The 15,114-nt window shown below is 68.1% G+C and carries 13 protein-coding genes; 6 read left to right on the forward strand and 7 right to left on the reverse strand.

The annotated features are described in order from the left end of the window. Positions 1 to 44 precede the first annotated feature (44 nt). Together IEV96_RS12480 and IEV96_RS12485 are read right to left on the reverse strand one after the other, a co-directional pair. On the reverse strand, positions 45 to 836 hold the full coding sequence (locus IEV96_RS12480) for an isocitrate lyase/PEP mutase family protein (RefSeq protein WP_188510894.1): 792 nt from the start codon (positions 834 to 836) through the stop codon (positions 45 to 47). A 197-nt stretch (positions 837 to 1,033) separates the two neighbouring features. Then, positions 1,034 to 2,452 (reverse strand): MFS transporter, encoded by a 1,419-nt coding sequence (locus tag IEV96_RS12485; protein WP_188510895.1) that lies wholly within the window; start codon positions 2,450 to 2,452, stop codon positions 1,034 to 1,036. Positions 2,453 to 2,641: 189 nt separating this feature from the next. Here IEV96_RS12485 and dnaK point away from each other — a divergent pair, with 189 nt between their 5' ends. From dnaK to IEV96_RS12515, 6 genes are read left to right on the forward strand one after another with little or no spacing between them, the layout of a single operon-like run. Continuing rightward, on the forward strand, positions 2,642 to 4,510 hold the full coding sequence (dnaK, locus tag IEV96_RS12490) for a molecular chaperone DnaK (RefSeq protein WP_188510896.1): 1,869 nt from the start codon (positions 2,642 to 2,644) through the stop codon (positions 4,508 to 4,510). Between the two features lie 8 nt (positions 4,511 to 4,518). Next, positions 4,519 to 5,130 (forward strand): nucleotide exchange factor GrpE, encoded by a 612-nt coding sequence (locus IEV96_RS12495; RefSeq protein WP_188510897.1) that lies wholly within the window; start codon positions 4,519 to 4,521, stop codon positions 5,128 to 5,130. Between the two features lie 10 nt (positions 5,131 to 5,140). Next, positions 5,141 to 6,133, forward strand: a complete 993-nt coding sequence (locus IEV96_RS12500; protein ID WP_188510898.1) for a DnaJ C-terminal domain-containing protein — start codon at positions 5,141 to 5,143, stop codon at positions 6,131 to 6,133. Further along, positions 6,133 to 6,540, forward strand: coding sequence for a heat shock protein transcriptional repressor HspR (locus IEV96_RS12505; protein WP_188510899.1), 408 nt, complete (start codon positions 6,133 to 6,135; stop codon positions 6,538 to 6,540). Before IEV96_RS12500 ends, IEV96_RS12505 begins: the two co-directional genes overlap by 1 nt. 5 nt (positions 6,541 to 6,545) lie before the next feature. After that, a complete protein-coding gene (locus tag IEV96_RS12510) occupies positions 6,546 to 7,685 on the forward strand; it encodes a class I SAM-dependent methyltransferase (RefSeq protein ID WP_188511256.1) in 1,140 nt (379 codons plus the stop codon). 17 nt (positions 7,686 to 7,702) lie between these two features. Next, positions 7,703 to 9,856 (forward strand): ATP-dependent Clp protease ATP-binding subunit, encoded by a 2,154-nt coding sequence (locus tag IEV96_RS12515; RefSeq protein ID WP_188510900.1) that lies wholly within the window; start codon positions 7,703 to 7,705, stop codon positions 9,854 to 9,856. Between the two features lie 100 nt (positions 9,857 to 9,956). Here IEV96_RS12515 and IEV96_RS12520 read toward each other — a convergent pair whose 3' ends face one another. The 5 genes from IEV96_RS12520 to IEV96_RS12540 all read right to left on the reverse strand — a co-directional run bounded on the left by IEV96_RS12520 (position 9,957) and on the right by IEV96_RS12540 (position 15,085). Further along, positions 9,957 to 10,661, reverse strand: a complete 705-nt coding sequence (locus tag IEV96_RS12520) for a response regulator (RefSeq protein WP_229733290.1) — start codon at positions 10,659 to 10,661, stop codon at positions 9,957 to 9,959. Continuing rightward, positions 10,658 to 11,884: a sensor histidine kinase gene (locus IEV96_RS12525; protein WP_188510901.1), complete on the reverse strand. Its 1,227-nt coding sequence runs from the start codon at positions 11,882 to 11,884 to the stop codon at positions 10,658 to 10,660. Before IEV96_RS12525 ends, IEV96_RS12520 begins: the two co-directional genes overlap by 4 nt. Positions 11,885 to 11,974: 90 nt before the next feature. Then, positions 11,975 to 13,042 carry a threonine aldolase family protein gene (locus IEV96_RS12530; protein WP_188510902.1) on the reverse strand — a complete coding sequence of 356 codons (1,068 nt, stop codon included), beginning with the start codon at positions 13,040 to 13,042 and terminating at the stop codon, positions 11,975 to 11,977. A gap of 73 nt (positions 13,043 to 13,115) precedes the next feature. Beyond that, positions 13,116 to 14,204, reverse strand: a complete 1,089-nt coding sequence (locus IEV96_RS12535; protein WP_268235594.1) for an ABC transporter permease — start codon at positions 14,202 to 14,204, stop codon at positions 13,116 to 13,118. Then, a complete protein-coding gene (locus IEV96_RS12540; RefSeq protein ID WP_188510903.1) occupies positions 14,201 to 15,085 on the reverse strand; it encodes an ABC transporter ATP-binding protein in 885 nt (294 codons plus the stop codon). Before IEV96_RS12540 ends, IEV96_RS12535 begins: the two co-directional genes overlap by 4 nt. Positions 15,086 to 15,114: the final 29 nt, after the last annotated feature.

Raw genomic sequence — 15,114 nt, forward strand, 5'->3', positions numbered from 1 at the left:
TCCTGCATTTGGTACGGGGTGGGGCGGGTACGCGCGGGTGGGGCTCAGTACTGGAAGCCGAGCTCCTCGGGGTAGTCGCCGAGCGCCGTGAGCTGGGTCGCGGCGGCCTGGAGGTGGGCGAGGGTGAGGCCGAGGGTGCCGGGTCCGAAGCTGACGCGGGAGACGCCGAGGTCGGCGAGGCGCCTGAGCGGAACGGAGCCCGGGTTCGAGATCACGGAGACCTTGCCGTCGATCTCGGCGAGGGCGCGCTTGACCAGCTCTTCGGTGCCCAGTCCGAGCACGAACACGACGTCGGCGCCGGCGCCGAGGTAGGAGTTGGCGCGGGCGATCGCGTCGTCCCACTCGCCTCCGCCAGCCAGCGTGTCGACGCGCGCGTTGATCACGAGCGGCACGCCCGAGGCCTCGGCCGCGCGGCGCACCGCGGCGACGCGCTCGGTGGCGACCTCGATCGGGAAGGTCGGGGCTTTGGGCGCACCGACGCTGTCCTCGATGTTGAGACCGGCGGCGCCGGCCTCGATCAGGCGGGCGATGTTGGCCTCCAGCCCCGCGATGTCTGCCGAGTAGCCCTTCTCGAAGTCGACCGAGACGGGGATGTCGACGGCGGCGCTGACGAGGCGCGCGGTCTCGATGGCCTGGTCGACGGTGAGTCCCTCCCCGTCGTCGACGCCGTGGGCGAAGGAGACGGCGTGGCTCGCCGTGGCGAGAGCCTTCACGCCGGGGGCCCCGGCGACGATGCGGGCGGTCACCGCGTCCCAGACGTTGGTGACGATGAGCGGCGTTCCGGGAACGTGCAGCGAGCGGAGGAGTTCGGCCTTGGCGGCGGTTGTCGTAGTCATGCCCCCAGCTAACCCCGCGAACCTGACCGTGTCTCGCGGGTTACGGACGGTGACGTCGGCCCGCCGCGAGTCGCGCTCGCCGAGTCATCCGCCCCTCGAACCTGCCAAATGAAGGAGATTTACCCGGCGAGGCGTCTGCATCCCACCCAACCTGTGACTCGCACCCTGTTTCTCCTTCATTTGGCAGGAGAGCGGGGCTAGGAGGCCTTCGGGGCGACGCGCACGAAGAGCATCAGCACGAGGCCGACCGCGAGCACCAGCACGATGCCCAGGATGCCCCAGTACTGGAAGCCGAACAGCGCGATGAGCAGCGCCCAGAGGCCGGGGGAGAGGAAGCTGGCCGCGCGTCCCGTGGTGGCGTAGAGGCCGAAGATCTCGCCCTCGCGGCCGGCAGGGGTGACCCGCGCGAGCAGCGAGCGGCTCGCCGACTGTGCCGGGCCCACGAACGCGCAGAGCAGCAGGCCGAACACCCAGAACAGGCTCTTACCGGCGTCGTGGAAGAGGAAGGTGGCCGAACCGGCGATCACGAGACCGGTGAGGGAGAACAGGATGACGGCGCGCGGTCCGAAGCGGTCGTCGAAACGGCCGGAGACGATGGTGCTGACGCCGGCGACGAGGTTGGCGGCGACTCCGAAGATCAGCACCTCGTTGCTCGTGAACGCGAAGGTGCCGGTGGCGATGATGGCGCCGAACGCGAAGACGCCCGCGAGCCCGTCGCGGTAGACGGCGCTCGCGACGAGGAACCAGAAGGTGTCGCGGCTCTCGACCCAGAGGCGCTTGATGTCTTTCGCCAGCAGCACGTAGCTGCGGAAGAAGTTGACCTTCTCGCGCGAACCCCGCCCCTCGATCTCGGGCACGTTGAGGATGATCGGGATGACGAACACGATCGTCCAGACCGCGCAGCCGAGGGCGATGACGCGGTAGGCCATGCCGTTGTCGGTCGACATTCCGAACCACTCGAGCTGCGTGAGCACCACGACGATCACCAACGCCACGATCCCGCCGATGTAGCCGAGGCCCCAGCCGAGCCCGCTCACCTTGCCGACGGTCTTCTTGGTGGAGACCTGCACGAGCATGGCGTTGTAGCTGACGTTCGCGATCTCCTGGAAGACGCTGCCGATCGCCACGAGCGCGGCGCCGAGCACGAAGAACGCGGGGGCGGCCTGCACGAAGAACAGCAGCGCCATGCAGACCACGACGACCGCGGTGTTCACGAGCAACCAGAACTTGCGGCGGCCCGACGCGTCGGAACGCTGGCCCATGACGGGGGCGAGCACCGCGACGAGCAGGCCGGCGATGAAGATCGCGAAGCCGAACTGGCCCGAGAGGGCGTCGATCGCGAGGATGCGGGCGGTGTCGTCTTCGGGGAGGGCGGCCAGTTCCGGGGAGATGAAGGCGTCGGATGTCAGGTAGAGAGCCGTGAACACGAAGGTGAGGATTACCGTGTTGAAGGGCTGCGTCGCCCAGTCCCAGAGCGCCCAGGAGACCACCTGCTTGCGCGGGATGACCTTGCCCTCCTGCAGGTCGAGGCCCACGGCGGCAATGGCGCCGGTGTTGGCCAAGGTCGGCACCGACGGAGTGGTGGCCGACGTGTCATCCGGGGTCTTCTCGATCATGGTCACAGGGTAGTGCGCGGGAGGAAACATTCGGTGTCGCCATGCCTTGGCTGAGAGTTGAGCCTGAGTGGCTCAAGTTTCGGGCTATCGACTTGACAAACTTTTCTCGTGCTTTCAAACTTGATACAGCGCGGCTCAACTACGAATGGGCACTGAAGCGTAAGAAGTTTTGACAAGAGGAGAGAGCACATGGCTCGTGCAGTAGGAATCGACCTGGGAACGACCAACTCGGTCGTCGCAGTTCTCGAGGGTGGAGAACCCACCGTTATCGCAAACGCGGAAGGCTTCCGCACGACCCCGTCTGTCGTCGCCTTCACCAAGGACAACGACGTGCTGGTCGGCGAGACCGCCAAGCGCCAGAACGTCACCAACGTCGACCGCACCATTTCCAGCGTCAAGCGCCACATGGGCACGACCTGGACCGTCGACATCGACGGCAAGAAGTACACGCCGCAGGAGATCTCGGCCCGTATTCTCGCCAAGCTCAAGCGCGACGCCGAGCAGTACCTCGGAGAGCCCGTGACCGACGCCGTCGTCACCGTTCCCGCGTACTTCAACGACGCCGAGCGCCAGGCCACGAAGGACGCCGGCGAGATCGCCGGCCTCAACGTGCTGCGCATCATCAACGAGCCGACCGCCGCGGCTCTCGCCTACGGCCTCGACAAGGGCAAGGAAGACGAGCTCATCCTGGTCTTCGACCTCGGTGGCGGAACCTTCGACGTCTCGCTGCTCGAAGTGGGCAAGGACGACGACTTCTCGACCATTCAGGTTCGCTCGACCGCCGGTGACAACCGCCTCGGTGGAGACGACTGGGACCAGCGCGTCGTCGACTACCTCATCACCAAGTTCAAGGAGACCACCGGCGTCGACGTCTCCAACGACAAGATCGCCAAGCAGCGCCTGAAGGAAGCAGCCGAGCAGGCCAAGAAGGAACTGTCCTCCTCGACCAGCACCTCGATCCAGCTCCCCTACCTCTCGCTCACCGAGAACGGCCCTGCCAACCTCGACGAGACCCTGAGCCGCGCGAAGTTCGAGGAACTCACCAAGGACCTGCTCGAGCGCACCCGCAAGCCGTTCCAGGACGTCATCAAGGAGGCCGGAGTTTCGGTCGCCGACGTGTCGCACGTCGTGCTCGTCGGTGGTTCCACCCGCATGCCCGCCGTCGTCGACCTGGTGAAGAGCCTCACCGGAGGCAAGGAGCCGAACAAGGGCGTCAACCCCGACGAGGTCGTAGCCGTGGGCGCAGCCCTGCAGGCCGGCGTCCTCAAGGGCGAGCGCAAGGACGTTCTGCTCATCGACGTCACGCCCCTGAGCCTCGGTATCGAGACCAAGGGTGGCATCATGACGAAGCTGATCGAGCGCAACACCGCGATCCCGACCAAGCGCAGCGAGACCTTCACGACGGCCGACGACAACCAGCCGTCCGTCGCGATCCAGGTCTTCCAGGGCGAGCGCGACTTCACCCGCGACAACAAGAACCTCGGAACCTTCGAGCTTCAGGGCATCGCACCCGCGCCCCGCGGAATCCCGCAGGTCGAGGTGACCTTCGACATCGACGCCAACGGCATCGTGCAGGTTCACGCGAAGGACAAGGGCACCGGCAAGGAGCAGTCAATCACCATCACCGGTGGCTCGTCGCTCTCGAAGGACGACATCGAGCGCATGGTGCGCGAGGGCGAAGAGCACGCAGCAGAGGACAAGGCCCGCCGCGAGGCAGCCGAGATCCGCAACACTGCCGAGCAGCTCGCGTACTCGACCGACAAGCTGCTCGTCGACAACGCCGACAAGCTGCCCGACGAGGTCAAGACCACGGTCCAGGCCGATGTCGACGCCCTCAAGACGGCGCTCGCCGGAGACGACGAGGCGGCAGTGAAGACCGCGTTCGACACGCTCGCCGCGAGCCAGTCGAAGATCGGCGAGGCCCTGTACTCGCAGAGCGAGACCGCGGGTGCCACCCCCGGTGCCGACGAGACGCCCGAAGAGCCGACTCCGACGAACAGCGACGAAGACATCGTCGACGCTGAGGTTGTCGAAGACGAGCCCGAGACCAAGAAGTAAGAAGACACATGTCTCCCGATAAGAACAAGCGGGACGACAACGAGAAGCCGGAGGCCGCCAAGGCCTCCGGCTCCCCGGAGTCGTCCGAAGAAACTCCCGTCGTAGACGGCGAAGAGGTCGTCGTCGAGCCCGAAGCTGCGGATGTCACGGTGGAAACCGAGACCCTCAGCGAGGAAGACGCCGCGCTGCTCGACCTCGCGGCCGTCGACCTGGTCTCCGAGATGCGCAGCGACATGCTGCGCGCTCAGGCCGAGCTCGTGAACTTCCGAACCCGCGTCGAGCGTGACCGTGTCGCCAACCGTGAATCGGTCATCGCCGAGGTCATCCGCTCGCTGCTCCCCGCACTCGACGACCTGACCCGTGCCGAGAAGCACGGCGACCTCGTGGGCAGCCCCCTCGAGCTCGTCGCCGCGAAGCTCCACGCCGCGTTCGAGCGTTACGGACTGCGCTCGGTCGGTGAGAAGGGCGAGGTCTTCGACCCGCACTTCCACGAAGCCGTAGTGCAGCTCCCCACGCCGGGTGCCACCGCGCAGACCGTCGCCGACGTCATCGAGCCCGGCTATGCCCTGGGCGAGCGCCTGATCCGCGCCGCCAAGGTCGCGGTATCCGTCCCAGAGTAGGCGGAGCACCGTGGCTAGTCAGGACTGGTTCGATAAGGACTTCTACAAGATCCTCGGAGTGTCGAAAGACATCTCGCAGGCGGATCTGAAGAAGCACTATCGCAAGCTGGCCCGTCAGTATCACCCGGACTCCAACCCGGGCGACACCAAGGCAGAGGCGAAGTTCAAGGAGATCAGCGAGGCCAATTCGGTCCTCGCCGACCCCGAGACGCGCAAAGAGTACGACCAGATCCGGGCCATGGGCTCCGGGGCGCGGTTCACCGCACCCCGGCAGCCCGGCGCCAACGGCGGTTTCGAAGACGTCTTCGGCGGCATGTTCGGGCAGGGCGGCGGCGGTCGCCGTCAGGGCGCCCAGGGCACGAGCTTCGAAGACCTGCTCGGCGGTATGTTCGGCGGCCAGGACACGGGATTCGGCTCGTCGACCGGCGGCTTCCGCGGGGCGGGCGGTCCCACGAGGGGCCGCGACTTCAGCGCGACGACGACGCTCGACTTCCTCACCGCCATCCGTGGCGAGACGATCAAGCTGCAGCCGGCCGACGGACCCTCGATCAACGTCAAGGTGCCCGCCGGTGTGAGCGACGGTCAGAGGATCCGGTTGAAGGGAAAGGGCGAGCCCAGCCCCGACGGCGGTGCGCCGGGAGATCTCGTTCTCACGGTGACGGTTCGTCCGCATCCGGTCTTCGAACGCGACGGCCTCAACCTGCGCGTCGACGTGCCCGTGACGTTCGTCGAGGCGACCCTCGGCGCGACGATCGAGGTGCCGACGCTCGGCGGGGAACCGGTGCGCCTCAAGGTCGCTCCGGGAACGCCGAGCGGGCGCGTGCTGCGGGTCAAGGGCCGCGGCGTCACCACCGCGAAGGGCTCGGGCGACCTGCTCGCCACCGTGCAGGTCGCGGTGCCGAGCCACCTCAGTGGTGACGCGCGCAGCCTGCTCGAGGCCTTCGCCGACGCGATGCCTGCCGAAAACCCCCGCGCCGAACTGATAGCGAAAGCGCGCGGCTAATGGTTGACGAGAACTCCCCCGTCTTCGCGATCGCCGTGGCGGCGGAGCTCGCCGCGATGCACCCGCAGACGTTGCGGCAGTACGACCGCCTCGGGCTCGTGAGCCCGAGGCGGACGGCGGGCAAGTCCCGCCGGTATTCCATGCGGGATATCGTGCAGCTGCGGGAGATCGCGGCGCTCAGCGCCGAGGGACTCAACCTCGAGGGCATCCGCCGCATCCTGCAGCTGGAGAACCAGGTCGTGGCGCTGTCCAGCCGCGTGCAGGAACTCGAGCATGCCCTCGCCGAGGAGCTGCTCAACCGCTCGGGCCGCCGCGTCTTCGCGGCCGGTGCCGCCGGCGACGTCGTGTCGCTGCGTGCAGGAACCCGAGCGCACCGCGCCAACGAACTAGTGGTGTGGAGACCGTGACCGCTATGAAGAACGACTTCGATTTCGACGCCCTGCGTCGCTTCCCCGACGTGGAGGCCCCCAACCTCTTCGCGTACGACCCCAGCGACAAGCTCATCCTCGCCGAGGCGGCCGAGGCGCTCGCCGCGACGACGCCCGGCCAGGTGGCCGTGGTCGGCGACGACTACGGCGCCCTCACCCTCGGCGCCGCGTACGCCCACGGGCTCACCGGCATCCGGGTGCACCAGGACGCGCTCTCGGGCGAACTCGCCCTCGGATTCAACGCCCGGGAAGAGAACATGGGCGACGTCTACGAGAACTTCCCGCTCGACGAGGAGCTGCTGACCGGCGCGACCGTGGTGCTGCTGCAGCTTCCCCGCTCCCTCGAGGAGCTCGCCGACGTCGCGTCCGCGATCGCCCGTCACGCCGACCCGTCGGTCGTCGTCTTCTCGGCCGGCCGCATCAAGCACATGACCCTCGCCATGAACGAGGTGTTCGCGAAGTACTTCGAGCGCGTCGACGTGACCCGGGCGCAGCAGAAGTCGCGAGGACTCATCGCGCGCGGCCCCCGCGACCAGGCCGACGCCGTCGTCCCGCGCACCCAGTACCACGCCGACCTCGACCTGCACGTCGTCGCCACCGGCTCGGTGTTCGCCGGGACCAAGGTCGACATCGGCACGCGCGCACTGCTCGCGGTACTCGACCAGATCGATCCGTCCGCGCAGACCGCCATCGACCTGGGCGCCGGAACCGGGATTCTCGCGGCGACGCTCGCGAAGATGCGACCCGGCCTCGCCGTGATCGCGACGGACCAGTCGGCCGCTGCCGTCGCATCCGCCACCGCCACCATGAAGGCGAACGGCCTCGAAAACCGGGTGACCGTGGTGCGCGACGACGGACTCTCCTCGCAGCCCGACGAGAGCGCCGACGTCATCGTGGTGAACCCGCCCTTCCACATCGGCGGTGCCGTGCACGCGGGAGCCGCGATCAACCTGCTCGGCGACGTCTACCGGGTGCTCAAGCCCGGCGGCCAGCTCTGGGCCGTCTACAACACGCATCTCGCCTACCGCGCGGAGATGGGCCGCATGGTCGGACCGACCACACCCATCAGCCGAAACGATAAATTCACGGTAACCCTGGCCGAGAAACCGCTCACCGAGACCTGAATGAAAGCGCAGGAATCATGGCAAACCTCCAAGGTGCACCCGGCACCGACGAAGACCAGAAGACCGCTCTGCAGCGCTACGGCGTCGATCTCACCGCCATCGCGCGCAGCGGCAAGCTCGACCCGGTAATCGGCCGCGACGCCGAGATCCGCCGGGTGAGCCAGGTGCTCACCAGACGCACCAAGAACAACCCGGTGCTGATCGGCGAGCCCGGCGTCGGCAAGACGGCCGTGGTCGAGGGGCTCGCGCAGCGCATCGTCGCGGGCGACGTCGCCGACTCGCTCAAGGGCAAGCGGCTCGTCTCGCTCGACCTCGCAGCCCTCGTGGCCGGCGCCAAGTACCGCGGCGAGTTCGAGGAGCGGCTCAAGGCGGTTCTGGCCGAGATCAACGCGGCCGACGGCGAGATCATCACCTTCATCGACGAGCTGCACACGCTGATGGGCGCCGGCGGCGGTGAGGGTTCCGTCGCGGCATCCAACATGCTCAAGCCCATGCTCGCCCGCGGCGAGCTGCGCCTCATCGGCGCGACCACCCTCGACGAATACCGCCAGTACATCGAGAAGGACGCCGCGCTCGAGCGTCGCTTCCAGCAGGTCTTCGTGGGCGAGCCCAGCGTCGAAGACACCATCGCGATCCTGCGCGGCCTGCGCGGCCGGTACGAGGCGCACCACCAGATCACCATCGAAGACGGAGCGCTCGTCGCCGCCGCCGCCCTGTCGCACCGCTATATCTCGGGACGCAAGCTGCCCGACAAGGCGATCGACCTGATCGACGAGGCCGCCTCCCGCCTGCGCATGGAGATCGACTCCTCGCCCGTCGAGATCGACGAGTTGCGCCGCAGCGTCGACCGGTTGAAGCTCGAAGAACTCGCCCTCAAGCGGGAGAAGGATGACGCGTCGAAGGCCAGGCTCGAGAAGCTGCGAGCCGACCTGCGCGAGCGCGAGACCACCCTGCAGGGCCTCCAGTCGCGCTGGGAGACGGAACGCGCGTCGATCAACCGTGTCGGCGAGCTGAAGAAGCGTCTCGACAACCTCGAAACCGAGTCCGACCGTGCACAGCGCGAGGGCAACCTGGAGCGGGCCTCGCGCCTGCTCTACGGCGAGATCCCCGAGGTGAAGCGCGCGCTGGAAGAGGCGGAACGTGCCGAAGAGGGCGGCCCGCGGATGGTCAGCGAGCAGGTCACGGCGGAGGACATTGCCGAGGTCATCGCCGCGTGGACCGGCGTGCCCGTCGGCAAGCTGCTGCAGGGCGAGACCGAGCGCCTGCTCGGCCTCGAGGGCGAGCTCGGCAAGCGGCTCATCGGCCAGAAGGACGCCGTGCGGGCGGTCAGCGAGGCCGTCCGCCGCACGCGCGCCGGGGTCTCCGACCCCGACCGGCCCACCGGAACGTTTATGTTCCTGGGCCCGACCGGCGTCGGCAAGACCGAGCTCGCGAAGGCGCTCGCCGAGTACCTCTTCGACGACGAGAAGGCCCTCGTGCGCATCGACATGAGCGAGTACGGCGAGAAGTTCTCGGTCTCCCGCCTCGTCGGTGCCCCTCCCGGCTACATCGGCTACGAGCAGGGCGGCCAGCTCACCGAAGCCGTACGCCGCCGCCCGTACTCGGTGATCCTGCTCGACGAGGTCGAGAAGGCGCACCCCGAGGTCTTCGACCTACTGCTGCAGGTGCTCGACGACGGCCGGCTCACCGACGGCCAGGGCCGCACGGTCGACTTCCGCAACGTGATTCTGATCCTGACCAGCAACCTGGGCAGCCAGTACCTCGTCGACCAGACCCTCGACTGGGAGACGAAGGAACAGGCCGTGAACGCGCTCGTACGGCAGTCGTTCAAGCCCGAGTTCCTCAACCGGCTCGACGACATCGTCATCTTCTCGCCGCTGTCGGAGATCGACCTCGCACAGATCGTGGAGCTCTACGTCGACCGTCTGGGCCGACGGCTCGGCGACCGCCGCCTCGAGCTGGCCGTGACGCCGAACGCGCGACTCTGGCTAGCCGAGCGCGGATACGACCCGATCTACGGCGCGCGCCCGCTGCGTCGCCTGATGCAACACCAGATCGACGACAAGCTCGCGCGGTCGCTGCTCGGCGGCGAGATCCGCGACGGCGACACCGTGCTGGTCGACGTCGCGCCCGATGGCGAGGGCCTCAGCGTCAGCAAGGTCGCGCAGTAGCGATTGACCCGCGTTAGTGCGGGTGTGGCGGGTGTGAGAGCGGCATCACCCGCCACAACTGCACTTCCGCCGTAACCCGGCGCCGCGGACGGCGGCGCGGCTAGGCCTGGCCGAGCCAGCCCGGCCGCACGAAGCCGGTCTCGTAGGCGAACACCGCCGCCTGCACCCGGCTCTGCGTCTGCGTCTTGACCAGGATGTTGCTCAGGTGCGTCTTGACCGTCGCCTCGCTCAGGAAGAGTTCCGCCGCGATGGCCGCGTTGCTCAGCCCGCGAGCCACCGAGGCGAGCACCTCCTGCTCGCGGTCGCTCAGGGCGGCCAACAGGTCGCGGCCGACACCGGTGTCGGCGGGCGCCGCGGGTTCCGCGCGCAGCCGGTGCTCGAGCAGCGAGCGGGTCATGCCGGGATCGATCAGGGAGTCGCCGCGCATCGCCGCCCGAACCGAGGTGGCGAGCAGATCGCCGCCGGCGTCCTTCAGCAGAAACCCGCTTGCCCCCGCGCGGATGCTGTCGAGCAGATACTCCTCGTCGTCGAACGTCGTGATGATCACGACGGCCTTTGCCGTGCCCGCGGCCATGATGCGCCTGGTCGCCTCGACACCGTTGAGCCGCGGCATCCGAACGTCCATCAGAACCACGTCGGGCCGCAGGTGCGCGGCCTTCGCGACGGCCTCCTCGCCGTCGGCGGCCTCGTCGACCACGGTGATGTCGGCCTCGCTGTCGAGCATGGTGCGCAGGCCCGCTCGCACGATCTGCTGGTCGTCGACCACCAGCACGCGCGTCGAGGGGCCCAGGATGTCGGTGGTCACGAGACCGAGTCTGCCATCGCCGACCGCGGCAGGCGGGCCACGGTGCGCCAGCCGTGCTCGATCCGCACCGATTCGAGGGTGCCGTCGAGGGCCTCGGCGCGCTCGCGCATGCCCTGGATGCCGGAACCGCCGTCACCCACCCCCAACAGCCGGCGGCCGACGATGGCGTCGGGGCCCTCGCCGCTGCCGTTGTCGCACACGGTGAGTTCGATCGAGCCGGCATAGGGCGCGAGCGTCACCTTCACGTCGTTCGCGTCGGAGTGGATCATCACGTTCGTCAGCGCCTCCTGCGTGATCTGCAGCACGGCGGTCTCGGCGTCCGGGCTGAGCCGCACGGCGGGCGAGAGCGTCGTGGTGACGGTGAGCCCGGTGTCGCGCACGCGCGCGACGAGCTCGGCCATCGCGGCTTCGAAGGGCAGCGCGGCCGCCTCGTGCGGCCCGTCGGCCCGCAGCACCTTCACCGCGCGCCGCATGGCGGTGAGTGCTTCCTGCCCGTTCGTGATGACCGAGCGCACCGCCGGACGCAGCTTCTCGGGGTGGGCATCGGCGACGTGCTCGGCGGCTTGGGCGTTGATGACCATGGCGCTCACGTGGTGGGCCACGACGTCGTGGATGTCACGGGCGATGCGTGTGCGCTCCTGCGACGCGATGCGCTCGATGTCGGCGTTGCGCAGCGCCTGCAGTTCTTCGTTGCGCTCGTGCAGTTTCGCGGCGGTGGTCGACTGCCGGTGCGAGAACGTGCCGACGAGCAGCGCCGACAGCACGACGACTCCCGACAGGATGCGGGTAGACGGGTCGGTGAGATCGTAGATCGCGAACGGGTAGACGAGCGACAGGTCCGAGGTCAACCAGCTGTAGGTGAGCGCCGGCACGATCGTGTACAGCGCGAAGAAGGCGGTGAGCGGTGCCGCGACGAACAGGCTGAGGCCCCGCGCCGTGGCAAAGTAGCCGGCGAGCACGAGCGGGATCATCCGGATCTCCGGCTGGTCGAAGTACCAGGGCGGGAAGATCGTGATGAGCCCGATCCCGATCAGCCCGGGGAGGGGGAACTCCCGGCAGACGAGGATGGCGACGGCGGCGATCGCCCCGACCGCCACGTAGTTGCCGACGTTGTACGGGTACCACCCGAGCTGCAGCGCGGCGGAGATCGTCACCGACCAGACGGCGAAGAACAGCACGGCCTGAATAGCCGGCATCCTGAGCCGGCCGAGTCGTGCGCGCATGCGTTGCCCCCTGTTCCGCTCTCAGTCAACGGCATCCGCGCTCGCCGTGCATCGCCCTTTAGGCGGGGCGCTCTCAGCCGTACGGCTGAGCTACACCGCGAGTTCGCGGCTGATCGCGGCCACGAACGTGTCGATGTCCTGCTCGGTGGTGTCGAACGACGCCATCCAGCGGACCTCGTTAGCCGCGGCATCCCAGTCGTAGAAACGGAACGATTCACGCAGCGTGTCGGCCACGCCCGCCGGCAGCACGGCGAAGACCGCGTTCGCGTCGGTCGCCTGGCTGAAGCTCAGGCCGCTGATGGTGCCCGCGGCGATCTCCGCTTCGAGGGCCGCGCGCAGGCGGGCGGCCATCGCGTTGGCATGACCGGCGGAGCGCAGGTAGAGGTCGTCGGCGAGCAGCGCGATCAGCTGGGCAGACACGAAGCGCATCTTCGAGGCGAGCTGCATGTTGAGCTTGCGCAGGTAGGTGAGGCCCTCGGATGATTCGGGGTTCAGCACCACGACGGCCTCGCCGTACAGCAGGCCGTTCTTTGTCCCCCCGAAGCTGAGGATGTCGACGCCGGCGTCGGTCGTGAACTCGCGGAGGGGGACGCCGAGCGCCGCGGCGGCGTTCGAGATGCGCGCGCCGTCGAGGTGCACCTTCATGCCGAGCGAGTGGGCGTGGTCGCTGATCGCGCGGATCTCGTCGACCGAGTAGAGGGTGCCGAGTTCGGTGGTGTTGGTGATGCTCACGGCGAGCGGCTGGGCGCGGTGTTCGTCGCCCCATCCCCAGGCCTCGAGGTCGATGAGCTCGGGGGTGAGCTTGCCGTCGGGCACCTCGACGGTGAGCAGCTTGAGGCCGCTGACGCGCTCGGGTGCTCCGCCCTCGTCGGTGTTGATGTGCGCGGTCTTCGCGCTCACCACCGCGCCCCAGCGGGGAAGCAGCGAGGTGAGAGCGGTGACGTTGGCGCCGGTGCCGTTGAACACGGGGAAGGTCTCGGCCTGTTCGCCGAAGTGCGACTTCATGACCAGCTGCAGCTCGGCGGTGTAGACGTCTTCGCCGTAGGCCACCTGGTGGCCGCCGTTGGCTTCGGCGATGGCCGCCAGCACCTCGGGGTGGATCCCCGCGTAGTTGTCGGAAGCGAAGCCGCGGGAGGAGGTGTCGTGGAGTTGGGTCACGTGTCCATTGTCCCGTACGCGGGAGCGCCGGTTGGGTAAGGCCGCAGGCGGCCCTACCCAACCACCAAAGGCGCTACGCCTTCAGCGCGTCCTTCAGCTTCACGGGGGCTCCCATACGCAGCAGGCCGTTCTCGTAGATGCGCGAGCCGACCGCGATGATCGCGAGCGTCGACGCGAGAAGGATCACGAGCGAGAGCAGCGGCTCCCACCACTCGGCGAGCCCGAGGAAGACGCGCAGCGGCATGCCGACGGGTGCCGAGAACGGCACGTACGACATGATCGCGAGCACGAACGGGTTGTCGTAGAAGAAGACCACCGCGAAGTACGGCACCATCAGCAGCGTCGTGATCGGGGTGATGGTGGTGTTCATGTCCTCCTGGCGGGAGACGAGCGCGCCCGCCGCGGCGAACATGGCCGCGAGCATCACGAACCCGGCCGCGAAGAACACGATGAACCAGATGATCGACGGCCCGATCTCGCCGAGGAGGATGTTCTGGCCGGTGGCGAGCAGTCCGATGCCGGCGAACAGGGCGATCAGCACGATCTGGCCGAAGGCGAGGATGCTGCTGCCCACGATCTTGCCGGCCAGCAGAGCGCGTACGGGGATGGTGGCCATCAGGATCTCGACGATCCGGGTCTGCTTCTCCTCGACGACGCTCTGGGCGATCATCATGCCGAAGGTGAGAGCCGACGAGAGGAAGAGCGCGCCGAAGGCGAGCGCGACGAGGTAGACGATGCCCGGATTCTGGTCGGACGGTTCCAGGATTTCGATCTGGGGGGCGGCGCTGAGCAGCGCGACCACCGAGCTCGGCTCCTCGTCGAGCGCGATCACGGTGAGGCCGACCGCGCCCTCGGAGGGGATGACCGCCGCCTCGACCGACTCGTCGCGCACGAGTTCCTCGGCTTCCTCGACGGTGGCGGCCTCGGTCACCTCGAACGACTTGGTGGCCTCCACCTTGCTGATCGCCGTGCCCACCGCCGCGATCTTCGGCAGCGACTGGTTGGCGCCGAAAATACTCATCGCCACGATCGAGCCGAGAACGAGCAGAAGCAGGATGCCCGTGGAAACCATGAACGACTTGCTGCGCAGACGCATGCGGATCTCGCGCTCGGCCACGAGCCAGGTGGCGGGCAGCAACGTCGGGGTCGTGTACCTGGTCACTGGATGACCTCCTTGAAGATCTGAGAGAGAGACGGGAGTTGGGGAGCGAAGCGCTCGACGGTGGAGGTGGCGATCGCACGCTGCAGCACGCGCTGGGCGGTGGAGTCGGAGTCGACGTCGAACAGCGCGTAGCCGCCCGCGAAGTCGAGCACGCTCACGCCGGGTTCGTCGCGCAGCCAGCCGACGTCGCCGCCCACCTGCAGCTCGAACCGCGGGAGGGTGTGCTGGGCGCGCAGCCCCTCGCGCGACCCGCTCGCTCGGATCTCGCCGTCGGCGATGACGACGAGGTCGTCGCAGAGCCGCTCGACGATGTCGAGCTGGTGCGACGAGAAGATCACCGGCGCACCGGTCGCGGCGAAGTCCTTGAGCACGTTCAGAACGACCTCGACCGCGATCGGGTCGAGGCCCGAGAACGGCTCGTCGAGCACGAGCACCTCCGGGTCGTGAACGAGCGCGGCCGCGATCTGCGCGCGCTGCTGGTTGCCGAGCGAGAGGCTTTCGACGGTGTCGTCCATGCGCTCGCCGAGACCGAGCCGCTCCAGCAGGCTCTCGGTGTTGGTCTTGGCCTGCGCCGGGCTCATTCCGTGCAGCCGGCCGAGGTAGACGATCTGTTCGGCGATCTTCATCTTCGGGTAGAGGCCGCGTTCCTCGGGCATGTAGCCGAAGCGGGTGCGCTGCTCGGCGGTGAGCGGCGCGCCGTCGAGGGTCACGTTTCCGGAGTCCGCGGCCAGTACGCCGAGGATGACGCGCATGGTCGTGGTCTTACCGGCGCCGTTGCCGCCGACGAAGCCGGTCATGCGGCCGCCGGCCACCGTGAACGAGACGTCGCGCAGCACGCGGCGCTCGCCGAACGACCGGTTGATCGAGTGCAGTTCGAGCATGTGTACCTCCTTGGGTTATTACTCAAGTT

This window comes from Conyzicola nivalis (genome assembly GCF_014639655.1).
In the GTDB taxonomy this organism is placed as follows: domain Bacteria; phylum Actinomycetota; class Actinomycetes; order Actinomycetales; family Microbacteriaceae; genus Conyzicola; species Conyzicola nivalis.

Bases quoted from the DNA above. Each gene is read 5' to 3' on its own strand.
- IEV96_RS12480 (WP_188510894.1), bottom strand. From the start codon at position 836: ATGACTACGACAACCGCCGCCAAGGCCGAACTCCTCCGCTCGCTGCAC.
- IEV96_RS12485 (WP_188510895.1), bottom strand. From the start codon at position 2,452: ATGATCGAGAAGACCCCGGATGACACGTCGGCCACCACTCCGTCGGTG.
- dnaK (WP_188510896.1), top strand. From the start codon at position 2,642: ATGGCTCGTGCAGTAGGAATCGACCTGGGAACGACCAACTCGGTCGTC.
- IEV96_RS12495 (WP_188510897.1), top strand. From the start codon at position 4,519: ATGTCTCCCGATAAGAACAAGCGGGACGACAACGAGAAGCCGGAGGCC.
- IEV96_RS12505 (WP_188510899.1), top strand. From the start codon at position 6,133: ATGGTTGACGAGAACTCCCCCGTCTTCGCGATCGCCGTGGCGGCGGAG.
- IEV96_RS12510 (WP_188511256.1), top strand. From the start codon at position 6,546: ATGAAGAACGACTTCGATTTCGACGCCCTGCGTCGCTTCCCCGACGTG.
- IEV96_RS12515 (WP_188510900.1), top strand. From the start codon at position 7,703: ATGGCAAACCTCCAAGGTGCACCCGGCACCGACGAAGACCAGAAGACC.
- IEV96_RS12525 (WP_188510901.1), bottom strand. From the start codon at position 11,884: ATGCGCGCACGACTCGGCCGGCTCAGGATGCCGGCTATTCAGGCCGTG.
- IEV96_RS12540 (WP_188510903.1), bottom strand. From the start codon at position 15,085: ATGCTCGAACTGCACTCGATCAACCGGTCGTTCGGCGAGCGCCGCGTG.